Raw genomic sequence first — 21696 nt, 5'->3', positions numbered from 1 at the left:
ACGGATCCGCCCCGACCCGCACCCCAGGAGATCCCCATGTTCATGTACTTCCCCACCAACTACGTGTGGAGCATGTCGGTCGTCGCGACGCTCAACAACGGCGGCTACATCGACGAGGTCGACCGCGCCTGCCGGCCGGTGCTCGAGGCGGCGCTGCACGGCGACGACGCGGGCACCGAGGAGCTGTACGCGTCGTGGTCGGCCGTCGCCGACCGCCTGATCGCGAAGGCGCAGGACGACGAGGCCCGCGGCCGCACCATCGGCGCGGGTGAGACCTACTACCGGGCCTCGCTCTACACCTCGCAGGCGGAGCGTCTGCAATCGCCCGGCTGGAGCGGCCGGAACGCCGCCTACCAGAAGTCGATCGATCTGCTGCTCAAGCACGTGGAGCTGCTGCGGGTGCCGCTCACCCGTGTCGAGATCCCCTACGAGGGCTCCTCGCTGCCCGGCTACTTCCACCGCGCGCCCGGGGACGGGCCGCACCCCGTGATCATCCAGTGGAACGGCCTCGACTCCACCAAGGAGATGATGTACTACTCGGGGTTCCCCCAGATGCTCGCCCAGCGCGGCGTCTCGACCCTGATGATCGACACCCCCGGATCCGGGGAGGCGCTGCGGCTGCGCGGGCTGACGGCGCGCCACGACACCGAGGCGTGGGCGGCCGCGATCGTCGACTGGCTCGAGTCCGAGGCCGATGCCCTCGGCGTCGACGCCGAGAGGATCGGGGTCGTGGGCTGGTCGCTCGGCGGATACTACGCGCCGCGCGCGCTCGCGTTCGAGAAGCGGCTGAAGCTGGGCGTCGCGTGGGGCGCCAACCACAACTGGTTCGAGGTGCAGGAGGGCCGGCGTCAGCGCGAGGGCGAGAACCCGGTGCCGCACTACTGGGACCACGTGTTCTGGGTGTGGGGCGCCGCCGACATGGACGACTTCGTGGAACGGACCCGAGGCATGCACCTGAACGGCGTGGCCGAGCGGATCACCTCGCCGATCCTCATCACGCACGGCGTCGGGGACCGCCAGATCAACGTCAAGTACGCCCATCAGACCTACGAGCAGGCGGTGAACAGCCCCAAACGGGAACTGCGGCTCTTCGACGACCCGGAGGGCGGCACCGAGCACATCTCGATCGACAACATGCCCTACGTCGCCGGCATCATCGCCGACTGGGTGGCCGAGACCTTCGGCGAGCTCGTCTGAGGCGGCCGTGGAGCCGAGGAGCTTCGTCAACCCGGGCGCGCTGCTGGATCCGCCCGGACCGTACTCCCAGGTCGTCGCGGTGGGGCCGCTGGCCTTCGTCTCCGGGCAGGTGGGAGGAGGGCCCGACGGCGAGTCGGTCGGACCGGGAATCGTCGCGCAGACCCGGCAGGCCGTGGCGAACATCGGTGCCGCGCTCGATGCCGTCGGGCTCGGACTCGAGCACGTCGTGAAGCTCACGATCTTCGTCGTCGACGAGAAGGACCTGGACGAGCTGGTGCCCTACATGGACCGGGCCTTCCCACTCGCGTTCCCCGGAGGCCTCCCGGCCAACTCGCTCGTGCTCGTCCGTCGACTGATCGACCCCGGGCTGCGGATCGAGATCGAGGCGGTCGCGCACGCCTGAGGGCTCAGCCGAGTACCGAGCCGCCGCCGTCGACCACGAGGTTCACGCCCGTGATCCACGACGCCTCGTCCGACGCCAGGAACACGGCCGCACTCACCACGTCATCCGGGCGACCGACCCGGCGCAGCGGGATCCGATCCCACGTCGCCTTGAGCGGCGCGGGCGGATCCTCCACCAGGAAGCGCGTCGCGGGCGTCTCGATGAACCCCGGCGAGACGCACACCGCGCGAATCCCGTGCGGGCCGCCCTCGACCGCCAACTGCTGCGTCAGGTTGATCACCCCCGCCTTCGCCGCTCCGTGCGCGTTCTGCGGCATGAACTCGACCCCGCGCGTCCCCGCGATCGAACCGATGTTCACGATCACGCCCCCGCGCCGCTTCAGGTGCTTCCACGCGGCGCGCACCGCGTAGAACACGAGGTTGAGCTCCATGTCGATCGCGAACTCCCAATCCTCCACGCCGATCTCGTCGATCGCGCCGAACCGCTGGATCGACGCGTTGTTGTAGAGCACGTCGATACCGTCGTGCTCCGCCCCGGCGGCGTCGATCCACGCCTCCACGGCCCGGGCGTCGCCGACATCGACCGGCGCGCTGCCCGAGATCTCGCCCCCGGCCTCGCGCACGAGCCGCAGCGTCTCCTCGAGCCCCTCGACGTTCAGGTCGCAACCGACCACCGTCGCGCCCTCCGCCGCGAAACGGCGCGCCGCCTCACGGCCCATCCCGGCACCGATCCCGGTGATCAGCGCGACCTTGCCCTGCAAACGACCCATCGTCTCCTCCTCCTCGAGTGCTTCCATCCTCGCCCCTAGCGACCCCCGCCCGCCCCGTGCCCGGAGATGGCTGGTATCGCCGGAGACGGGCCGGGATCGACCCGCACGTGCGCCCGCATGCGCTCCGCACCCGCCATCTCGTAGACTCGTCGCAGGCCACCGCGAAAGGACCATCATGTCAGGACAGCCCCCCACCCCGGCGCCGTCGAACACCGTCGTGCTCGACGTGCGCTCCGCAGACGAGCGCGCGAACGGCTACCTCGAGGGATCGGTGCCCCTCGACTTCAACAGCGGCGAGTTCGCGGACGCGCTTCCCGGCCTCGACAAGCACGCCGACTACCTGGTCTACTGCGCCGCGGGCGGGCGGGCGGCGCAGGCGGCCGAGCAGTTGCGCGAGGCGGGCGCGGCGAGCGCCGAGAACCTCGGTTCGCTGGAGGACGCGGCCCGTATCACCGGGGCGGCGATCGTACGCTGACGGGCGCCGTCTCCCGCCGTCCCCGCTACCGTTCGGAGACCACCACGGTGAACCGCGGCGGATCCCAGTCGTAGAAGAAGACGTCCATCGCCACCTCGGTCTCGCCGGGCGCGAGCGCGACGAGACCGGGATTGAACTCGGCGCTCCCGTCGGCGCGCCCCGGGGCGAAGCGGAGCACCGCGGGATCGGAGACCTCCGCGGTGAGCGCCTCCCGCACCCGATCGTCGTCGACGGAGACGTTGAGCACCTGGCCGACGACGAGTTCGAGCGGCTCGGCGGGAGCCCCGGTATCCCGCGGGAGATCGCCGAGCGCCACGGAGAGCGGTGCGATCACGTCGCCCCCGACCGGCGCCGCCTTCTCCGGCTCCATCTTCTCCGGCTCCGTCTCGGCCGCGCAGGCTCCGAGCGTCAGCCCGAGCCCGATCGCGCCGAGGAGCGCAAGCGCCCTCCTGCCGCTCGCTCGTCCCATGGTGCGCTCCTGTCCGTGTCCCGGGCTCCTGCCGCGCGGCTTCATTGGTTCGAGCCGGATCCGCCGCCCGAATCCGACGGATCCGCGGCCCCGGCGCTCCCGGCGTCCTCTGAGCGCATCACGAGCGTTCGTCAGCCTCGGTTCCAGAGCTCCTGGTATCCGTGGCCCAGCTCGATCACCAGACGACGGAGAGCGGGGAGCGAGAGGCCGATCACGCAGCTCGGCGCCCCCTCGATCCGCTCGATGAAGGCACCGGCCAGGCCGTCGATCGCGAAGCCGCCCGCGAGTTCGAGCGGCTCGCCCGTGGCGACGTAGGCTTCGAGCTCACGGTCGGGGATATCGGCGGCCAGCGTCACCGACGCGGTGTCGACCGCGCCGCGCGCGCCCCGCACGCCGCCCTCGCGATGATCGATCAGCCAGTGCCCCGAGTGGAGCACTCCGGTGCGCCCGCGGTGCTGCTTCGCGCGCGCCAGGGCGATCTCCGGCTCGTGCGGCTTGCCCAGGATCTCACCGTCCAGGAGGAACGCGGAGTCACCTCCGAGCACCAGGCCGTCGATCTCACCGCCGTGGCGGCGCACGACGTCCTCCGCCTTCAACCGGCCGAGGTACTCCGTCAGCTCAGGAGCGGTGAGCGGCCTGCCCAGCTCGCGCTCCCTCGCCGCCGCCTCCGCGGCCTCGTCGACGTCGGGGGCGAAGCAGACCGGCTCGATGCCGGCCGCGCGCAGGACCGAGAGCCGGGCGGGAGAGGTCGAGGCGAGGTAGAGCCGCATACCAGCGATCCTATTCCCCTCGCGAGCTGCGCTCCCCCTCGCGAACGGGTCGCTGTTGCGCGAGTGTACCCCCTTTGGGCGGTAGAACCCGGGTACACTCGCGCAATCCCGTCCCACTCACGCGGCCGCAGCACCGCGACGGGATTCGAGGGAGAATGGTGGGCATGCCAGAAAACGCAGCACTCTCCGTCGGCGATCTCGTCGAACTCGACCTCACCGGGATCGCTCACGGCGGCGTCGGCGTCGCCCGCCACGAGGGGCGCGTCGTGTTCGTCGCCGACGCGATCCCGGGCGAGCGGGTGCGCGCCCGCATCACCGAAGCGCGCAAGAAGTCCTTCGCCCGAGCCGCGACCGTCGAGGTGCTCGATCCCTCGGAGGATCGCAGACCGCACATCTGGCCGGAGGCGGGACTCGAGCGGGATCCGGCCGAGCGGCCAGGAGGAGCCGAGTTCGGGCACATCGCCCTGCCCCGGCAGCGCGCGCTCAAGGCCGAGGTGCTCACCGACGCGCTGCGGCGCTTCGGCGGACTCGGCACCGACGCGCTGCGGGATCTCGGCGGCGGCGTCCTCCAGGTCGAGTCGCTGCCGGGCGATGCGGAGGCGGAGGCCCCCGGCCTCGACGGCACCACGCATACCTCGGCCCCCGGCCTCGGCTACCGCACCCGTGTGCGCCTCCACGTCGATCCCGAGACGGGCGAGGTGGGACCGTACGCGGCGCGCAGCCGCCGCGTGATCCGCACCGCGTCGCTGCCGCTCGCGGTCGAGGAGATCGGATGGATCGCGCCGCTGGACGAGGCCATATCTGAGGCGGAGGCGGTCGATCTCGTCTCGCCGAGCGCCGACGACCCCCGCATGCTCGTCTCGTACCCGGGCGAGCGCCGCCGCGCGGGCGCCGACGATCCGGTGCGGGAGTCGGTGGGCGGGCGGGAGTTCCTGGTGCGGGCGGGCGGCTTCTGGCAGGTGCATCGCGAAGCGCCGGTGACGCTCTTCGAGGCGGTGCGGGACGCGATCCTCGAGCTGGCCGGCTCGGATCGCTTCGACCCGGGCGCCGCGAACCTCGACCTCTACGGGGGCGCCGGTCTGCTCGCCGCGGCGGTGGCCGAGGCCGCCGGACCGGGCCTGCGGATCACCACCGTCGAGAGCGACCCGGGAGCGACCGACGACGCGGCCGAGAACCTGGCGGATCTCGTCGGCGCGCTCACCGTGACCGCCCGGGTGGACCGGCACCTCGCCGAGCTGCGGGCGGCCGCGGCGCCCGTCCGCGAACGACTGCGACGCGGCACCGTGGTGCTCGACCCGCCGAGATCCGGGGCCGGCGGCGAGGTCTGCGCCGGGCTCGGCGAAGTGGCGCCCGCCAACATCGTCTACGTCGCCTGCGATCCGGTGGCGCTGGCCCGCGACACGGCCACCCTGCGCGAGTTGGGCTACACCCCGGTCTCGCTGCGCGCCCTCGACCTCTTCCCGCACACGCATCACTTCGAGACGCTCGCGGTGTTCCTCCGCGACTGACCCGGGCGGGGTTCTGACGCGGCGGGCCGCCTCAGCCGCCGAGGACCAGGTTCTCGGGCGCCTCGCCGGCGCGGAGGTGCCCGATCTGGCGGCGGATCAGGGCCGCCATACGGGGCAGCATCGCGCTCGAATCCCCGCCGACGTGGGGCGTGATCAGCAGGTTCGGACAGTTCCAGAGCGGGTGTCCGGCGGGCAGCGGCTCCGGCTCCGTGACGTCGAGCGCGGCCCTAAGACGCCCCGCGTTCAACTCGGAGACGAGCGCGTCGGTGTCGACGACCGGGCCGCGGGCGACGTTGACCAGCAGTGCGCCGTCGGGCAGCGCGGCCAGCGCAGCCGCGTCCATGAGCCCTCGGGTGTCGTCGGTCAGCGGCACCGCGAGGATCGCCACCTCCGCTTCGGCGAGCGCCGCGTGCAGGCGGTCGAGCCCTCGGATCTCGACCTCCTCGCCCGCGAGGTTGCGGTCCGTCCGCGCGGTTCGGGCGAGCCGGGTGAGGCGCGCCTCGAAGCCCGTGAGCCGCGCCTCGATCGCCTTGCCCACGCCGCCGTAGCCCACGAGCAGCACGCGTCGATCGGCGAGGCTGGGGAAGGAGCGCAGCTGCCAGCGGCGCTGGTCGCCGTCGCGCACGAACCCGGGGATGCCGCGCTGGGCCGCCAGAGCGAGGGCGAGGGCGAGCTCGGCCGTCGAGGTCTCGTGCACGGTCGCGGCATTGGCGAGCTGCACGCCCGACGGCAGAGCCTCCGCGACGCCGTCGTAGCCGATGGACTGCCACTGCACGAGGCGTGTCTCGACGCCGGCGAGCTCGGCGAGCCTCCGCGCGCCGCCCCAGTAGGGAGGCACCACGACATCGATCCGCTCCCGCGGCGGCGGCCCCTCGAGATCCCAGGCGACGAACTCCACGTCGGCGATCCCGCCGACCGCCTCCTCCAGGCCTTCGCCGCTGGGCAGGGACACGATCAGGGGCGCTTGAGGATGAGCCATACCACGAGTCTATGCTCGCCGCCCGTCGCCCGCGACGCACGGTTTACAGTGGGAGCATGAGCAACGAGCCGGATCGCTTCACCTACACGGACGCCGAGGGGATCGAGATCAGCGCCTACTCGTGGGCCGTGCCCGCCGGGTCCGGCGGGCCGCACGCGATCGTCCAGATCGCGCACGGCATCGGCGAGCACGCGCGCCGCTACGACGCCTTCGCCGACGTGCTCACCGCGAACGGCTTCGCGGTCTTCGCCGACGACCATCGGGGGCACGGCGAGACCGGCAGGAGCCAGCACCGCGGCGACCTCGCGCAGCTGGGCCGTCTCGGACCGGGCGGCCTGCGCGCGGCGGAGGCCGCGGTCCTGCGCCTCACCGCGATCGCCCGCGAACGGCACCCCGGCCTGCCGCTCATCATGTTCAGCCATTCGTGGGGCTCGCTGATGACGCAGCGGATCCTGAACCGCGAGCCCCGCGCCTTCGACGCCGTGGTGCTCTCGGGCAGCGCCTACCGCACGCCCCGTGCCATGGAGTCCGGCGACCTGAACCGGCGCTGGGGAGGGCCCGACGCGAACGGCTTCGAGTGGCTCAGCAGCGACGCCGCGAGCGTGGCGGCCTTCATCGCGGATCCGCTCTGCTTCGAGGCGGACATCCTGCGGCTGTTCGGGCTCGCCGACGGGCTGCGGCTGTACGGCGTGCCGAAGCGCGGGATCCCGGCCGAGCTGCCCCTGCTCATCGTGTCGGGGGGCGACGACCCGTTGAGCCGCGGCGACGGCCTGCAGCGCCTGGCCGACGCCTACCGCGCCGTGGGCGTGCGGGACGTCTCCCTCCGGATCTACCCCGGCTCCCGGCACGAGCTGCTGAACGAGGTCGACCGCGACGAGGCGACCGCCGACATCGTCACCTGGATGCTGGGGCGCGTGGAATGAGCCGCATCGGCCCGTCCCCGGCCTGAACCGGGCCCGGCGCTCACGCGCCGACGAACTCCTCCGGCCCGGGGATCTCGGTCAGCCGCCGCAGCCCGTGCGCCTCGACCACGAAGTCGTCCTCGATCTTGAAGACCGTCGCCCGGCCGTCGACCACGACCGTCGTCTCGGGCTCGAGGGCGATGACCTCGCCCTCGACGAGCGTCACGTCCTCGTCCATGAGCCCCGGAGAGAAGAGGGTGGGCAGCTCGCAGATGCGCAGGCCCACGCCGTGCCCGATGGCGTAGGGCGTGCGCCCGAGACCGTGCGACTCGAGGTACTCGTTGCAGGCGGCGAGCAGCGACGAGGCCTTCGCGCCCGGAACCGCGAGATCCTGCGCGATCCGATAGGCGGTCTGCAGGTGCTCGTAGGCGGCGAGATGCTCGGGCGCCGGCTCCCCCACGAATCCGGTGCGCCCGGCGTCGGAGGCGTAGCCGCCCGGTCCGTAGCAGCCGATGTCGAAGAAGAAGGGGTCGCCCTCGGCGAAGCGGCGCCCGCCCGCGAACCAGTCTCCCGTGCCGTTGCGCAGATTGCACACCGAGTGCGTGACGAACTCGACGCCGGCCGCCTGCTGATAGGCCATCGCCGCCGCGAGCACCTCGTGGTCGGTGCCGCCGACCCGCGCGGCGCCGAGGGCCGCCTCCATCGCGCCCGCGTTGACCCGCGAGACCGCGTCGAGCAGCAGCACCTCGGTCGGATGCTTCTCGCGACGGAGTCGGTGCAGGCCGGTGCCGACGGGCACCGGCGTGAGGTCGAGCTCCCGCTGCAGGCCGGAGAGCAGCCCCTGGTCGACCGAGTCGATGCCGAGCCGCAGGCGGCTGCCCAGGCTCCTCGCCGCCCGGGCGACGGCGGCGATCCAGGTCGCCGGGTTCGCCGTCGCGGCCGACCAGGACGCGACGGCGTGCACCGCCCGCACCCAGGGCAGTTCCGGGTAGGGGTCGACGATCGTCTCGTCGATGTAGGGCAGGAAGATCTCGGCCTCCCCGTCGCGGGTCACCAGCGCGGCGAACCACTCGGACTCGTTGGTGAGGTGGGCGCGGAAGTCGGTCGCGTAGCGGATGTGGTCGGGCCCCACCAGCAGCAGGGCGTCGAGCTCCTGCTCGCGCATGAAGGCCTGCACGCGGGCGGATCTGGCGCGGTGCAGTTCGACCGCGTCGTAGTCGGGCCAGCGGTAGAGCGCGCTCATGTCAGTTCTCCTCACTGGGTGCGGGCGCGGCGGGGGTGCGGGCGGGCGCCTCGTTCGATGGTCTCACGACGCCGCGGCCCACGGGCGAGAGCCGGTAGACGAGTTCGCCCACCAGCGCCACCCCGACCGAGGCGATGAGCGGCGCGTAGTTGATCAGCCAGAGATCCGCGGATTCCCTGGGCCAGAGCACGTTCGTGATCTCGAGCACCAGCCAGGCGAGCGCGACCCACGCGATGCCGAGGCCGAAGCGCCCCATGAAGAGCCGCTCCCCCGGCTTCCAGGTGCCGCGGATGCGGGCGATCGCGAGCCCGAGCACCGGGAAGGTGAAGGCCGCGTAGAAGCCGACCGTGGTGAAGGCGACGAGGAGGGTGTTGATGTCGTCGTTCTGCAGCAGCAGCAGCGCGAGGATCGAGACCACCCCGGTGAGCAGGATCGAGTTGCTGGGCAGACGGCTCGGTCCGCGGAGCTTCTTGAGCCACCCGGAGAACGGCAGCTCGTCCTCGCGGGCGTTCGCCCAGATCAACCGCGAGCAGGCCGCCTGGATCCCGACCAGGCTCGCCAGGAAGGCGATGACGAACATGCCGAGGATGAGCTTCACGACCACGGGAGGGAAGTGGTAGGCGAGGATCGCGATGATCGGGTCGCCCTCGGACGCGGCGAGGATCTGCTGCAGATCCGGGATCGCGAGGAGGATCGCGAAGCTCGTGAAGAGGATGACCGCGCCGACCCCGAGGAGCGAGTACACGATCGCGCGGGGCACGGCGTGCTTCGGGTTCTTCACCTCCTCCGCGATGCTGCTCGCGCTCTCGAAGCCGAGGAACGACCAGCCGGCGATCGCGACGAGCAGGACGAAGGGCGTCATCATGAAGGGCGTCTCGGGCGCCGCCTGCAGGCCCTCGAGCAGGATGGAGGGATCCTGCTCGCGGTGGAAGAGCAGCAGGTAGACGGCGACGCCGAGGGAGCCGATCACCTCGGCGATGATGCAGGCGGTGGCCACGAACTTGACGACGGCTCGCCCGGCGATGTTCACGACCGTGGTGACCGTGAGGAAGAGGACGGCCAGCACGACCAGCACGCCGGTGGCCGTGGCGTCGAGGTCGAAGAGCAGGGCGATGAACACCGCGCCGGCGTAGGACACCGAGCTGAGCGCGATGAGCAGTGCCCAGGTGTAGGCCCAGCCGGCGAACCAGCCGTACCGCGGATTGACGAGCCGCCTCGACCACTGGTAGACGCCGCCGGCCAGCGGCCACCGGGACGCGAGCACGCCGAGCGTGATGGCGACGGTGAGCTGGCCCGCGAGGGTCACCACCCAGCCCCACCAGAACGCGGGACCGATGAGTTCGAGGCCGAGACCGAAGATCCCGTACATGGCGACGATGGGCGAGATGAAGACGAATGCGAGCGAGAACGTCGACCAGAGGGTGAACTCTCGCTTCATCACGTCGTCCCGGGGCGGCGATGCCGTGGGCGCTGGGCTGTGGTTATCGGTGGACACGGTTCTCCTCATTCGACGGGTTGCGGTGAGATTCCGGGCGGGTGAAGACGGGCGCGCCGCCGAACCAGGTGGCCTCGACCCGGGCGCTCAGCAGTTCGCTCGCGGCCGGAGCATCGGGCAGGCCGGAGACGATGGCGAGATCGGCCGCCGCGCCCTCGGCGATCACGCCGAGGCGCCGATCCGCGAACTGCGTGTAGGCCGAGCCGGCCGTGGCCGCCCGCGCGATCGCCCGGAAGCCGAGGCGCTGCTCCGGGAGCCAGGAACGGCTCAGGTCGCCGTGCTCGTCGCGGGCCATCGCGACGGCCATCGCGTCGAGCACGCTCGGCGTCGTGATCGGATAGTCGCTCGACGAGGCCAGGCGCACGCCGGCGTCGTGCAGCGTGCGGAAGGGGTACTGACGCAGCTCGCGCTCGCCGCGCAGCCGCTCGTTGGTCAGGTGCCTCACCACCGAGTCGAGCTTCGCCCAGTAGGGCTGCACGGCGACGGTGACGTCGGCGGCGAGCAGGCGCGCGATCTCGGGAGGGTTGACGAGCTGCGCGTGGGCGATCACGGGCCGGCGGTCCCGGTCGCCGTTCGCGTCGGCGGCGTGCTCGATCGCGCCGAGGGCGCGGGCGACGCCCGCGTCGCCGATCGCGTGGATGTGCAGCTGGAACCCCAGGTCGTCGAACGCCGCCGCGGCGGCGTTCAGCTCGCTCTCGTCCCAGGCGGGGAGGCCGCAGCACGAACCGCCGTGATAGGGCTCGCCGACGTGGGCGGTCCCGCCCTCGACGATGCCGTCGGCGAAGAACTTGACGGTGCGGGCCGTGAACGTCTCGAAGCCCAGCCCCTCCACCGCGCGGCGCGCCTCGGCGAAGTCGCGCAGCCGGCTCCGCCAGGACCCGGGTTCGGCGCGGAACGCCAGGTTCAGCCGCAGCGGCAGCCCGCGCCTCGCCGCGATGAGATAGGCCTCCAGATCCTCCAGCTCCACCCACGCGTCCTGCGCCGTCGAGACGCCCTCGCGGCTGAGCCTGCCGAGTCCGCGCAGCAGCGCCTCGGCGGTCTCGGTGTGCGGGCGGCGGGGGATCGCGCGGTAGAGCGGCATGAAGGCGCCCCATTCGCGCAGTGTTCCCGTCGGCCGGCCGACCCCGTCGCGCTCGATCACCCCGTCTCGCGGGTCCGGGGTGCGATCGGTGATGCCGGCGAGTCGGAGGGCGCGGCTGTTCGCCCACATCGTGTGGATGTCGCTCGAGCGCAGCGCCACCGGCCGGTCCGAGACCACCGAGTCGAGATCGGCCGCGAAGTAGATGCCGCGCGGATCGATGCTGAGGTCGAAGCCCTCGCCGACGATCCACGGGAGCTCGGGATGCTCGCGGGCGAACTCCGCGACGATGCGCACCGCTTCGCGCACCGAGCCGGCGTCCCGCACCGGGGCTCCGGCGAACTCCGTCCCGCCGATGAGCGGGTGAGCGTGCGCGTCGACGAACCCCGGGAAGACGACGTCGCCGCCGAGGTCGACCACCGAGGCATCCGGGAGATCCGGGAGGTCCTCCCCGGCCGGGATCACTCGCCCGATCGTCGCGCCGTCGATCAGCAGGGCCGCGGGCCGGAGGGCCTCGCCGTCCCAGATGCGCCCGCCGCTGAGCAGCGTGGGTGAGTTCCCGGTCATCCCCGTCCTTCCTCGGACCATCGTGTTGCACACCGATGTTACCTAACAAGATTAGGATTTCCAAATATTATTAGGCAGACGGCTCGATGACCGGCGCCCGGGGTGCTAACGTGGTGACTCAGACCCCAGCGAGGAGCCGGACGAACAGCGATGAAACCCCCTCGGGCCGTGCGCGCCCACATCACCGAAGAGCGCATCGTCGAGGCCGCGCTCGAACTCATCCACGACGAGCCCTCGGGAACGTTCACCCTGAGCAAGCTGGCGAAGCACCTGGGCATCAGCGCGCCCACGATCTACAGCCACGTGCCGAACAAGCAGTACATCATCGAGCGCGTGCGCTCCCGGGTCGTCGCGGACATCGACTGCAGCTCCTTCGAGACGAAGCCCTGGGACGCGGCTCTGGCCGACTGGGCGCGCTCGTACGCGGACGCGTTCGCGAAACACCCCGAGACGATCCCGCTGCTCACCACCAACCCCGTGCAGGCCCCCGAGCTCATCGCGCAGTACGAGGTCATCGCCCGCTCGCTGCTGCAGGTCGGCTGGCCGCCGGGGGAGATCGTCGCGGTCTTCACCGTGGTGGAGAGCTTCGTGCTGGGCTCCGTGCTCGATCTCGTCGCTCCCGTCCAGATGGTGCAGCCCGCGGCCGACGGCGACTACCCGGTGCTGCGCTCGCTCATCGAGGACGAGACGGACGCGCTCCGCGCGAAGCAGACCTTCGAGCTCGGACTCGAGACGCTGATCGTCGGGTTCACGGACCGCCTCGAGAGCCTGCGCGCCGGCGACGCGAGGCGTAGCCTGGAACCATGAGCGCGCACCACGGCGAGTACAAGGTTCCCGGCGGCAAGCTGGTCGTCGTCGATTTCGAGACGCACGAGGGGAGGATCGCGGGCTTCCGGCTGAGCGGAGACTTCTTCCTCGAACCCGACGACGCGCTCGAGCGGATCAACGCCGCGGTGGGCGGCTCGTCCGGGAACGGCTCCGCTGGACCGCCCGCGGACAGCACCGTCGGCCTGCCCGCGGACAGCACCGTCGAGGAGATCGCCGCCACGATCGCGCGCGCGCTGCCGGAGGGCGCGCAGCTGCTCGGGGTCACGCCGGAGGGCATCGGCGTCGCGATCCGGCGCGCGCTGACGGGCGCCGCGCAGTGGCGGGATTACGACTGGAGCATCGTGCGCAGCCGCGCGATCTCGCCGATGCACAACGCCGCCCTCGACGAAGCGCTGACGAACGCCGTCGGACGCGGCGAGCGGGGGCCCACCCTGCGGATCTGGGAGTGGGATCGCACCGCCGTGTTCATCGGCAGCTTCCAGTCGGTGCGCAACGAGGTGGACGAGGAGCAGCTCGCCGCCGCGGGTGCGCAACTGGTGCGGCGCATCTCGGGCGGCGGGGCGATGTTCATGGAGCCCGCGTCCTGCATCACCTACTCGCTCTACGCCCCCGCGGAGCTCGTGCAGGGCATGGGTTTCGCCGAATCGTACGCCTTTCTCGACGAGTGGGTGCTCGAGGGGCTGCGCTCCCTCGGCATCGAGGCCGTCTACCAGCCGCTCAACGACATCACCAGCCCGCTCGGCAAGATCGGGGGCGCCGCCCAGAAGCGTCTCGCGAGCGGCGCCGTGCTGCATCATGTGACCCTCGCCTACGACATGGACGCCGAGGCCATGACGCGCGTGCTGCGCATCGGGCGCGAGAAGCTGAGCGACAAGGGCACCACGAGCGCGCAGAAGCGCGTCGACCCGCTGCGCAGCCAGACCGGGCTGTCGCGCGAGCGGATCACCGAGCGCCTGGTCGAGACCTTCGTGCAGCGGCACGGCGGCACCCCGGGCGAGGTCGCTGAGGCCGAGTACGCCGAGGCCGAGCGGCTCGTCGCCGAGAAGTTCTCGACCGAGGAGTGGATCCGCCGCGTGCCGTGATCCCCCACCCCGATGCCGCACATGTGCAGGTTCTGTTCACCACTGCACCTGCCACGGGTTCTTCTTGGCATCAGTGCGCGGCGCCCCCGACAAACGTGTGCAGGTGCTCTGCGGCGTCACCCGCGTCGATCCGGCCGCGGGCTGAGCGCCCGCTCGTCGCACTGCCGTCACTCGTCCGCGGGGAGCGGATCCCAGAGCGGGGTGTCGCGGTCGATCTCCGCGGCCTCGACGCCGGACGCCGCGAGCAGCGCGTCGGCGCAGGCCCGTGAGCAGGCGATGAGCGTCGAGTCGAAGTCGATCTCGCTGATCAGGAACCAGGCGCGGTCCTCCGGCCAGACGAGGTTGGGGGACTGAGCGTCCTGAGCGCCCTGAGCGAGCTCGTCGGGCGCGATCCAGGGCGCCCGGCCCGTCCAGCGCCCGTCGGCGAAGCTCTCCACGCCCGCCTCGAAGCAGACGTAGGCGCGGTCGGGGAGCTCCAGGCGCGGGCCGTTCGCCGCCTCCCTCGAGAGCAGGCCGCTGCCGGCGGGCTGCTCCCACCGGGGCAGGAGCCGCGCCCGCAGGGCGGCGCGCAGACCGAAGCTTCGGCGATGCGCCTGAAACGCGCCCCAGGCGCCGCAGAGTCGGGCCCACGCCCGGCGCACCCACCGCGGCGCGGACCACTCCGGCTCCGGGACGAACACCACGAAGCCCACGCCCTGCGCGCTGACGAGCCCGCCGTAGCCCTCCCACACGGCGGCGATCCCGCGATCGGGGGTCGCGGTGTGCGCGGACAGCACCCGGGCGACGGCGGCGAGGGCGCGCACGTCGAGTCGGCCGTCCGCCGGCAGATCGTAGCGCCAGCCGGAGGGGTGGCTCCCGGTGCCGTCGGGCGGCCGGCCGTCGTGCGCGAGCCCGAGGATCCCGGGCGCCAGCGAGTCCGGCGCGAACTCGGCACCGTGCGCGGCGGCCGTGGCCTCCCAGCCGATCGGCTCCTCCCGGATCTCGGGCAGCTCGCCGCCGCGCCCAGCGGCCCGCTCGCCGTCCGCCAGGCGCTCCCACTCGGGCCAGCTCATCCCCTCCGGACGATCGCGCCGGAACGGGTGCAGCACCCGCACCAGCGCATCGAAGCCCGCGGGCACGAGGTCGCCGAGCGCCGGGCCGATACGCGGCACCCCGTCGTCGGTCTCGCGCCGGTCCCCGTCAAGGCGTTCGGCGATCCAGTCCCCCCGTGCGACGTCGCCCGTCCACGGGAACGGCTCGGACGAGGATCCTGCGCGCGAGGGCATGCCGTCAGCCTATCCTCCCCCTATGCGGGCGCTGCGGCGGCCCAGCGGCGGCGATCCCGCGCGATGGCGAAGGCCGTGAGCAGCAGACCGCCGAGGCCCCAGAGGATCAGCACGGCGAGCGCGCCCCCGGCGCTCCCGGTGCCGAGCGCGACGGCCTGGAACCCGGCGAACAGCGCCCCGATGGGGCTCGCGTCCCCGATCGCCTGCAGCACCGGCGGGGCTGTGGAGATCACGCCGATCGCGAAGGCGACCACCAGCAGGACGAAGGAGAGGAAGCGGCCGAAGCCGCCGAGCAGCGCCGAGAGCCCCTGGTTGACGAGCGCGAAGGCGATACCCGCGACGACCGCGAGCCCCAGGAAGCCGAAGCCCTGGGAGAGGTTGTAGCCGAGCAGCGGAGGAAGCACCGCGCCCGCGATGAGCCCCTGCACGGCGCCGAGCCCGATGGCGGGCAGCGCACTGCGCAGCGTGAGGAAGCCGGTGCCCCGCGCCGCCTCGCCGGTGCGGCGCCACAGCGGCGACAGCACGAGGAAGGCGGCGAGCGCGCCGGCCCAGAGCGCGATACCGGCGAAGAGCGGCACGCCGGAGGCGTTGAACAGCTCGTCGTCCGCGCCCTCAGCCGAGACGGGGGCGACCATCGTCTCCGCCAGCCGTTCGGCCTGGGAGTCGGTGTAGCTCGGGATCCCGTCGGAGGCTTCGCCGAGCCCGTCGGCGAGCTCGCGGGCCCCGTCTGCGGACTGGCGGACGCCGTCCGCGAGCTCCCCGGTGCCCCCGGCGAGCTCGCGCGCACCGAGAGCGAACTCGCCGGTCCCTCCCGCCAGCTCCTGTGCTCCCGTCGCCAGCTCGCCCGTGCCGTCGGCCAGCTCCGCGGCGCCTTCCGAGAGCTCGCCGGTGCCGGCCGCGAGCTGCTCGGCGCCCTTCGCGAGCGCGGGGACGTTCTTCGCGAGCTCGTCGAGGCCGCCGGAGAGCTCGGCCGCGCCGCCCGAGGTCTGCGCGACGGCGTCGGCGAGCGTCTTCTGGCCCTTCGCGGACTCGCGCGCGCCCGTGGCGAGCGGAGCCCCGGCCGCCTTCAGCCGGTTGAGGTCGGTGTTCGGGTCCGTCGAGGCCGCCGCGGCGAGCCCGTCGATCAGCTGGTTCAACCCGGCGATCGCCTGGGACTTCGCCTCGGGGCTCGGCATGGGGATGAGATCCGCGTCGATCGCATCGCGATACTGCGTCAGCGGCTCGATGGCCGCAGCCCCGCCCTCTTGCAGCCCCGTGATCGCCTGCCCGGCGCCGTCGGTGTAGGTCTCGACGCCGTCGGCCAGCGTCGAGCCGCCCTTCGCCGCGGTCTTCGCTCCCGAAGCGAGCTCGCTCAGGCCGTCCGAGAGCCCCGACGCCCCCTCGGCGAGCTTCTCGACCCCGCCGGAGAGCTCCGACGTGCCGTCCGCGAGTTCGGAGGCGCCGTCCGCGAGCTCCGACGTGCCCGTGGCGAGACCGGAGGTGCCCTCGGCCAGCTGGGACGCGCCGTCGGAGAGGCCGGACGTGCCGGTGGCCAGCTCCGAGGCGCCGTCCGCCAGCTGCGACGTCCCGTCCGCCAGCTCGTCGGCGCCGCTCGTCAGCGCGGATCCTCCCGTCGCGAGCTGAGAGGCTCCCCCGGCGGCCTCCCCGATGCCCGCGCCGAGCTCGTTCATGCCGACGAACACATTGCCGACGTACTGCGCGCCGAGCTGCTCGTTGAGTACCCGCGTGGCGGTCGCGGTGACGATGTTCGAGAGCGCTGAGTCGAGCAGGCGCCCCCGGTCGCTCGTCCGGATGTCGATGGTCGCGGCCTCGGCCTCGTCCGCTCCGCGCGAGACCGAGGTGGCGGCGCTGGAGAACTCCTCCGGGATGGTCACCACGGTGGCGTACCTGCCGTCCTCGAGACCCGACGCCGCGTCGTCCTCATCCGTCAGCTGCCAGGTGAAGTTGTCGTCCTCGCTCTCGCCGAGCTCCGCCTCGCCGATGAGCTCGGCGGCGAGGACGCGGCCCATCGGCACGGTCTCGCCGTCGACCGTCGCCGGCTCGTCGAGGTTGACGACGGCGGCGGTCATGCCGTCGAGCCGCTCGGTGGGGTTCCACAGCCCCCACAGCAGGACTCCCGCCGCGACGAGCGGGACCAGCACCAGACCGAGCACGGTGCGCCAGGTGATCGCGCGGCCTCCGCGCAGTCGTTCGAACACTCTGCTCTCCGCCCCGCTCATCGCTCAGCTCCGATCGTCTCCAGCAGTCGTCCCGGTCTCACCAGCGCGGTGCCGGGCGGCAGCGCTGCGGCCGCCGATTCGGCCAGGCCGAGCGCCACCACCGTCACCGGTGTCGCCTCGCCCCGGCTCGCGAGCTCCGCGCGCTCGGTCAGCAGCTCGCGGTTCGCCCACGCCTGCTCGGCCGCGTGCAGGGTGCCCGTCGCCGCGCCGGTGCTGCGCAGGTCGAGGACGAGCAGTTCGGGCTCGTCCTCCAGCGTCTCGGCGAGGGTCGACGGGGTCGCCCAGGCCGCTCGCGAGCGCAGCGAGCTCGCGCGCTCGGGGAGCAGCAGGCCCCGGACCTTGAGGGTTCCCGTCTTCACCGGTCCGCGACCGCTGAGCACCCCGGCGAGCGGCAGCGACGCCGGGTCGGCCGGATCGAGCAGGAGCGCGGCCTCCGGGGCGACGCGCAGCTCGGGTACCGAGATCCCCCCGGGCAGCGTGATCCGGGATCCGGCGATGCTCGCGTCCGGGGCGTCCGGCGGCCAGTTCGCGAACTCGAGCTCCCGGGCGAGACCCTCGCCCTCGACGTCGAAGGACGGGAGCAGCCGGTCGAGCCAGCGCGGCATCCACCAGGCCTGATCGCCGAGCAGCTGCAGCACGGCGGGCACGAGGATCATGCGCACGATGAAGGCGTCGACGAAGACGCCCACGGCCAGCCCCAGGGCGATGACCTTGATCGACGGATCGCCCTCGGGGACGAAGGCGGCGAACACCGCGAACATGATGATGGCGGCCGCGGTGACGACGCGCGCGGAGCCGACGAAGCCGCGGCGGATCGCGGCGCGGGAGTCGGCGCCGTGCACGACCTCCTCTCGGATGCGCGAGACGAGGAACACCTCGTAGTCCATCGCGAGGCCGAAGAGCACGCCCATCAGGATGATCGGCATGAAGCTCAGCACCGGCCCGGCGTGGTGCACGTGCAGCGGCTCGGCGAACCATCCCCACTGGAACACGGCGACGACGGCGCCGAACGCGGCGCCCACCGAGAGCAGATAGCCGAGCGTCGCCTTGATCGGCACCCAGACGCTGCGGAACACCATGGCCAGCAGCACCAGGGAGAGCCCGACCACGAGGATCCCGAACGGGATCAGCGCCTCGAACAGCAGCTGGGAGACGTCGATGCCGACGGCGGTGAAGCCCGTGACCGCGAGGCTGACGCCGTACTCCTCGACCCATTCGTCGTGATGGGACCGGAGCTCCGCCACCAGGTCCGCCGTGCTCTGGGCCTGCGGCCCTTCGTCCGGGATCACCTGGATGATGCCGGTGTCCGCGCCCTGGTTCGGGGTGGCGAGCGGCACGTCGGCCACGCCGGGGATGGCCCGCACCTCGTCGGCCAGATCGTCCATCAGCCCGAGCGGGTCGGTGCTGTGGATGATCGATCCCGTGAGCAGCAGCGGCCCGTTGGCGCCCTCGCCGAAGTGCTCGCCGGTGAGCTCGTAGGTGACGCGTGCGGGGTTGTCGGCCTCCAGCGTCTCCGCGCCCGGCAGCGCCAGGCGCAGACCGAAGGCGGGCAGGGCGGCCGCGCCGAGGCCGATGAGCACCACGAGCACGGTGATGATCGGCTTGGCGGTGACCGCGCGCACCCAGCCGACGAAGAAGCGCTCCGCCCGCGTGCTGGAGCGCGGAGCGGAGCCCGTCTCGGACTCGGGATCCTGCGCGCTCAGCGCACGCCGCTGCTTGCGCGGGAGGATCCGGATCCCGGCCATCCCGAGGATCGCGGGAGTGAGCGTGACCGCGATGAGCACCGCGACCGCGACGGCGGCCGCCGCGGCGACGCCGAGCGCGGTGAGGAACGGGATGCCGGCCACCGAGAGCCCGACGAGCGCGATGATCACGGTGAGGCCGGCGAACACCACCGCGCTGCCGCTCGTCGCGGTGGCCCGGGCGATCGACTCGTCGACGGGCACGCCCGCGCGCAACTGCTCCTGGTGACGGCTGACGATGAAGAGCGTGTAGTCGATGCCGACGGCGAGACCGAGCATGAGAGCGAGCATGGGCGTCGTCGAGGTCATGTCGAGGAACGCGGTCGAGAAGTAGATGCCCGCGACCGAGATGCCGACGCCGAGGAGCGCGATGATGAGCGGCATGCCCGCGGCGACGAGCGAGCCGAGGGTGAGGACGAGCACGATGAACGCGACCACCACGCCGATGGCCTCGGTGATGGTGAACCCGGGGATCGAGGTGGAGTAGAGCTCGCCGCCGTAGGATGCCTCCGCCCCGGCTGGAAGCGCGTCCCGCAGCTCGGCCGTGAGATCGGGGATGGCCTCCTCGGTCGCCGCCGGCACGGTGTTCACGCTCGCGTCGAGCTGCACCGTGATGAGCGCGGCCCGGCCGTCGTCGCTGAGCTCGCTGGGCGCAAGCTCGGAGAACGGGGTCGAGACGGCGGCGACGGAGTCGAGCTCCTCGAGCTCCTCCGCGCTCTCGACGATGCGCTGCTCGTAGGCGGGGTCGTCGACCCGCTCCCCCTCCGGCGCGACCACGATGATGGTCGCGCTGGTGCCGCTGACCTCGGGGAAGGTGCGGCTGAGCGTGTCGATCGCCTGCTGCGACTCGGTGCCCGGGATGGTGATGGGGGCGTTCGTCCCCTGCGAGAGGAACACGGCGCCCGCGCCGAGCAGTGCGAGCACGGCGATCCAGGCGCACAGGACCAGGATTCTCGCGCGGTTCGCCCATCCTGCGAGCGCGTAGAGCAGTGATGACATGGTGCCTTTCGGTCGCGGGGCGGGACGGCGAGGAAGAACCGGGGAGGACGGTCCGGTCGCTCTGGAGAACTCCGGCTCGATACACTAGTGTATCCGTATCGATACAGGAATGTATCCGGCTTGGCTTCGAGAAAGCTGAGCATCGACGCCGAGGGCGAGGCCGCCCCGCGCACCCGAGGGAGGATCCGATGACCGAGAGCGTCGCGCCGAGCGCGCGCCGTCAGGCGACCCGCGACCGGCTGCTCGAGGCCGCCACCGAGGTGTTCGTCGAGGAGGGCCTGCAGGGCGCCTCCGTCGAGGCGATCTGCAGTCGCGCGGGATTCACCCGCGGAGCCTTCTACTCGAACTTCGACAGCAAGGAGGAGCTGTTCCTCGTGCTGCTGGAGCGCGAATTCGCACGCCAGTCGGCGGAGCTGCAGGACACCACGGACGAACTCGCACCCATCCTGCGCGGGCAGAGCTGCGCCATCGGCCCGGAGCAGGCGGCCGAGTACATCGCGCAGATCCTGGCGCCGAAGGGAGACACGACGGCCTGGTACGTGCTCGAGACGGAGTTCTGCCTGCTCGCGATGCGCGACCGGGAGATGTCGGCGGGCTACGCCGAGTTCCTGAGCCGCTCGCACGCCGCGATCGTCGGTCCGGTGGAATCCGCCCTCGCGGCCGCCGGGCGCCGCTTCACGCTGCCCGCCGAGCACGCCCTCGCCATTCTCGGCGGGGAGTACGAGCGCGCCATCAAGATCACGGCGCTCAGCGGCGCCGCGGCGCCCGGCGGGGTCGACGAACTCGCGAGGCGGATCAGCGAGGTGCTCTTCGCGATCACCGAGCCCATCTGAGTCGACGGCGTCGCATCGGCGCCCGAGTCAGCGCACGCCCGCTCCGAGGGCGCGCGCACGATCCAGGGCTCGCGCGAACTCCTCGGCCGCGCGTGCGGGATCGAGGTCGGGCAGCAGATCCGCCAGGGTGCGGCTCGTCCCGACGACCTGCACCTCCATGCCGAAGCTTCCTTCGAGGACCAGCCGGAGGGAGTGCGCCGCCGGGCTCTCCGCCGGGCCGTCCTCCGTCTCGTCCGGTGCGCCGCCCTGGGCCGTGACGACGATCGCGGATCGCCCCCGGAGCGGCTGCACGGGCTCGTCGAACGGGACCGTCAGCCCGGGAACGTGCACCAGATCTATCCAGGCCTTCAGCGTCGACGGCAGCCCGAAGTTGTAGGTCGGCGCGCCGACCAGGAGCACATCGGCGGCGAGCAGCTCGTCGACCGCTCGCCTCTGCGCCGCGGCCGCCTGCTCGGAGAGCTCGGCACCGTCGCGGAGCCGCTCGGGCCAGTGCTGCGCCACCTCGCCGATGTGCTGCGGCGGCTCCTCGTGGAGGTCGTGGTGGACGACGCGGAACTGATCGCCCCGGGAGCGCCAGCTCTCGGCGACGGCCCGGGTCAGGGCACGAGTTCTCGAGCGCTCGCCGGCGATGGATGAGTCGAGGTGCAGCAGGGTTGGCATCTGTGATTCTCCGTTGTTCTCTGGTTCGTCCGATTATCCACGTCGATGAGCGTTTCGTCCTCGGTCCCGCGCGACGTGCCCTAGCCATTCCCCGCAAGTTCAAGATTTCTGAAGGCGCTTCAGCGTGAAGATGCGGGTTGAGGTATCGCTGGGCGGGGTGTGAGAGTGCATGTTCGTGGAAGATGCACCCTCACACTGCTCGTCGGCGTCGGC

General features: G+C 72.2%; 19 protein-coding genes. 8 read left to right on the top strand and 11 right to left on the bottom strand.

The genetic code is table 11. The annotated features are described in order from the left end of the window. Positions 1-36: 36 nt before the first annotated feature. Both J4H92_RS12030 and J4H92_RS12025 read left to right on the top strand, forming a co-directional pair. Complete coding sequence (locus J4H92_RS12030; protein WP_208098442.1) at positions 37-1197, top strand: alpha/beta hydrolase family protein; 1161 nt, start codon at positions 37-39, stop codon at positions 1195-1197. A gap of 7 nt (positions 1198-1204) precedes the next feature. After that, positions 1205-1600 (top strand): Rid family hydrolase, encoded by a 396-nt coding sequence (locus J4H92_RS12025; RefSeq protein ID WP_208098441.1) that lies wholly within the window; start codon positions 1205-1207, stop codon positions 1598-1600. A gap of 4 nt (positions 1601-1604) precedes the next feature. On the opposite strand, the gene J4H92_RS12020 is transcribed toward J4H92_RS12025, so the two are convergent. Continuing rightward, a complete protein-coding gene (locus J4H92_RS12020; protein WP_208098440.1) occupies positions 1605-2396 on the bottom strand; it encodes an SDR family NAD(P)-dependent oxidoreductase in 792 nt (263 codons plus the stop codon). A 148-nt stretch (positions 2397-2544) separates the two neighbouring features. Here J4H92_RS12020 and J4H92_RS12015 point away from each other — a divergent pair, with 148 nt between their 5' ends. Then, positions 2545-2844 (top strand): rhodanese-like domain-containing protein, encoded by a 300-nt coding sequence (locus tag J4H92_RS12015; protein WP_208098439.1) that lies wholly within the window; start codon positions 2545-2547, stop codon positions 2842-2844. A 25-nt stretch (positions 2845-2869) separates the two neighbouring features. Here the strand turns inward: J4H92_RS12015 and J4H92_RS12010 are convergent, their stop codons facing one another. Together J4H92_RS12010 and J4H92_RS12005 are read right to left on the bottom strand one after the other, a co-directional pair. Further along, positions 2870-3313: a hypothetical protein gene (locus tag J4H92_RS12010; protein ID WP_208098438.1), complete on the bottom strand. Its 444-nt coding sequence runs from the start codon at positions 3311-3313 to the stop codon at positions 2870-2872. Positions 3314-3444: 131 nt separating this feature from the next. Then, positions 3445-4083, bottom strand: a complete 639-nt coding sequence (locus tag J4H92_RS12005) for a Maf family protein (protein WP_208098437.1) — start codon at positions 4081-4083, stop codon at positions 3445-3447. Positions 4084-4238: 155 nt separating this feature from the next. Between J4H92_RS12005 and J4H92_RS12000 the strand changes: the two genes are divergently transcribed. After that, on the top strand, positions 4239-5591 hold the full coding sequence (locus J4H92_RS12000; protein WP_208098436.1) for a class I SAM-dependent RNA methyltransferase: 1353 nt from the start codon (positions 4239-4241) through the stop codon (positions 5589-5591). Between the two features lie 31 nt (positions 5592-5622). On the opposite strand, the gene J4H92_RS11995 is transcribed toward J4H92_RS12000, so the two are convergent. Then, positions 5623-6570, bottom strand: a complete 948-nt coding sequence (locus tag J4H92_RS11995; protein ID WP_208098435.1) for an NAD(P)-dependent oxidoreductase — start codon at positions 6568-6570, stop codon at positions 5623-5625. 56 nt (positions 6571-6626) lie between these two features. Here J4H92_RS11995 and J4H92_RS11990 point away from each other — a divergent pair, with 56 nt between their 5' ends. Continuing rightward, positions 6627-7493, top strand: a complete 867-nt coding sequence (locus J4H92_RS11990; protein ID WP_243752324.1) for an alpha/beta fold hydrolase — start codon at positions 6627-6629, stop codon at positions 7491-7493. A gap of 40 nt (positions 7494-7533) precedes the next feature. Here J4H92_RS11990 and J4H92_RS11985 read toward each other — a convergent pair whose 3' ends face one another. From J4H92_RS11985 to J4H92_RS11975, 3 genes are read right to left on the bottom strand one after another with little or no spacing between them, the layout of a single operon-like run. Beyond that, complete coding sequence (locus tag J4H92_RS11985) at positions 7534-8715, bottom strand: M24 family metallopeptidase (RefSeq protein WP_208098433.1); 1182 nt, start codon at positions 8713-8715, stop codon at positions 7534-7536. A gap of 1 nt (position 8716) precedes the next feature. Beyond that, positions 8717-10210 (bottom strand): amino acid permease, encoded by a 1494-nt coding sequence (locus J4H92_RS11980; protein ID WP_208098432.1) that lies wholly within the window; start codon positions 10208-10210, stop codon positions 8717-8719. Continuing rightward, entirely contained in the window at positions 10197-11855 is a 1659-nt protein-coding gene (locus tag J4H92_RS11975) for an amidohydrolase (protein WP_208098431.1), read from the bottom strand. Before J4H92_RS11975 ends, J4H92_RS11980 begins: the two co-directional genes overlap by 14 nt. Before the next feature lie 150 nt (positions 11856-12005). On the opposite strand from J4H92_RS11975, the gene J4H92_RS11970 reads away from it, so the two are divergent. Both J4H92_RS11970 and J4H92_RS11965 read left to right on the top strand, forming a co-directional pair. Next, positions 12006-12662 (top strand): TetR/AcrR family transcriptional regulator, encoded by a 657-nt coding sequence (locus J4H92_RS11970; protein ID WP_208098430.1) that lies wholly within the window; start codon positions 12006-12008, stop codon positions 12660-12662. Further along, entirely contained in the window at positions 12659-13765 is a 1107-nt protein-coding gene (locus J4H92_RS11965; protein WP_208098429.1) for a lipoate--protein ligase family protein, read from the top strand. Before J4H92_RS11970 ends, J4H92_RS11965 begins: the two co-directional genes overlap by 4 nt. Before the next feature lie 167 nt (positions 13766-13932). Here J4H92_RS11965 and J4H92_RS11960 read toward each other — a convergent pair whose 3' ends face one another. Genes J4H92_RS11960 through J4H92_RS11950 form a run of 3 tightly spaced genes read right to left on the bottom strand, consistent with a single transcriptional unit; the run spans position 13933 to position 19990 of the window. Next, complete coding sequence (locus J4H92_RS11960) at positions 13933-15030, bottom strand: hypothetical protein (protein ID WP_208098428.1); 1098 nt, start codon at positions 15028-15030, stop codon at positions 13933-13935. Positions 15031-15050: 20 nt separating this feature from the next. Next, a complete protein-coding gene (locus tag J4H92_RS11955) occupies positions 15051-17249 on the bottom strand; it encodes a YhgE/Pip domain-containing protein (RefSeq protein ID WP_208098427.1) in 2199 nt (732 codons plus the stop codon). Then, positions 17246-19990, bottom strand: coding sequence for an MMPL family transporter (locus J4H92_RS11950; RefSeq protein ID WP_208098426.1), 2745 nt, complete (start codon positions 19988-19990; stop codon positions 17246-17248). The genes J4H92_RS11955 and J4H92_RS11950 overlap by 4 nt, the downstream gene beginning before the upstream one ends. A gap of 188 nt (positions 19991-20178) precedes the next feature. On the opposite strand from J4H92_RS11950, the gene J4H92_RS11945 reads away from it, so the two are divergent. Next, positions 20179-20823, top strand: a complete 645-nt coding sequence (locus J4H92_RS11945) for a TetR/AcrR family transcriptional regulator (protein ID WP_208098425.1) — start codon at positions 20179-20181, stop codon at positions 20821-20823. A gap of 27 nt (positions 20824-20850) precedes the next feature. Here J4H92_RS11945 and J4H92_RS11940 read toward each other — a convergent pair whose 3' ends face one another. Then, positions 20851-21483, bottom strand: coding sequence for an FMN-dependent NADH-azoreductase (locus tag J4H92_RS11940; protein WP_208098424.1), 633 nt, complete (start codon positions 21481-21483; stop codon positions 20851-20853). Positions 21484-21696: the final 213 nt, after the last annotated feature.

This window comes from Leucobacter weissii, assembly GCF_017565745.1.
GTDB classification, from domain to species: domain Bacteria; phylum Actinomycetota; class Actinomycetes; order Actinomycetales; family Microbacteriaceae; genus Leucobacter; species Leucobacter weissii.
The sequence above is the reverse complement of the archived record's forward strand: the minus strand, read 5'-3'. Positions and strand labels throughout refer to the sequence as shown.

What these genes read in the sequence shown, in the direction of transcription:
- J4H92_RS12030 (WP_208098442.1), top strand. Translation starts at nt 37, where the DNA reads ATGTTCATGTACTTCCCCACCAACTACGTGTGGAGCATGTCGGTCGTC.
- J4H92_RS12020 (WP_208098440.1), bottom strand. Translation starts at nt 2,396, where the DNA reads ATGGAAGCACTCGAGGAGGAGGAGACGATGGGTCGTTTGCAGGGCAAG.
- J4H92_RS12015 (WP_208098439.1), top strand. Translation starts at nt 2,545, where the DNA reads ATGTCAGGACAGCCCCCCACCCCGGCGCCGTCGAACACCGTCGTGCTC.
- J4H92_RS12010 (WP_208098438.1), bottom strand. Translation starts at nt 3,313, where the DNA reads ATGGGACGAGCGAGCGGCAGGAGGGCGCTTGCGCTCCTCGGCGCGATC.
- J4H92_RS12005 (WP_208098437.1), bottom strand. Translation starts at nt 4,083, where the DNA reads ATGCGGCTCTACCTCGCCTCGACCTCTCCCGCCCGGCTCTCGGTCCTG.
- J4H92_RS12000 (WP_208098436.1), top strand. Translation starts at nt 4,239, where the DNA reads ATGGTGGGCATGCCAGAAAACGCAGCACTCTCCGTCGGCGATCTCGTC.
- J4H92_RS11995 (WP_208098435.1), bottom strand. Translation starts at nt 6,570, where the DNA reads ATGGCTCATCCTCAAGCGCCCCTGATCGTGTCCCTGCCCAGCGGCGAA.
- J4H92_RS11990 (WP_243752324.1), top strand. Translation starts at nt 6,627, where the DNA reads ATGAGCAACGAGCCGGATCGCTTCACCTACACGGACGCCGAGGGGATC.
- J4H92_RS11985 (WP_208098433.1), bottom strand. Translation starts at nt 8,715, where the DNA reads ATGAGCGCGCTCTACCGCTGGCCCGACTACGACGCGGTCGAACTGCAC.
- J4H92_RS11975 (WP_208098431.1), bottom strand. Translation starts at nt 11,855, where the DNA reads ATGACCGGGAACTCACCCACGCTGCTCAGCGGCGGGCGCATCTGGGAC.
- J4H92_RS11970 (WP_208098430.1), top strand. Translation starts at nt 12,006, where the DNA reads ATGAAACCCCCTCGGGCCGTGCGCGCCCACATCACCGAAGAGCGCATC.
- J4H92_RS11965 (WP_208098429.1), top strand. Translation starts at nt 12,659, where the DNA reads ATGAGCGCGCACCACGGCGAGTACAAGGTTCCCGGCGGCAAGCTGGTC.
- J4H92_RS11960 (WP_208098428.1), bottom strand. Translation starts at nt 15,030, where the DNA reads ATGCCCTCGCGCGCAGGATCCTCGTCCGAGCCGTTCCCGTGGACGGGC.
- J4H92_RS11955 (WP_208098427.1), bottom strand. Translation starts at nt 17,249, where the DNA reads ATGAGCGGGGCGGAGAGCAGAGTGTTCGAACGACTGCGCGGAGGCCGC.
- J4H92_RS11950 (WP_208098426.1), bottom strand. Translation starts at nt 19,990, where the DNA reads ATGTCATCACTGCTCTACGCGCTCGCAGGATGGGCGAACCGCGCGAGA.
- J4H92_RS11945 (WP_208098425.1), top strand. Translation starts at nt 20,179, where the DNA reads ATGACCGAGAGCGTCGCGCCGAGCGCGCGCCGTCAGGCGACCCGCGAC.
- J4H92_RS11940 (WP_208098424.1), bottom strand. Translation starts at nt 21,483, where the DNA reads ATGCCAACCCTGCTGCACCTCGACTCATCCATCGCCGGCGAGCGCTCG.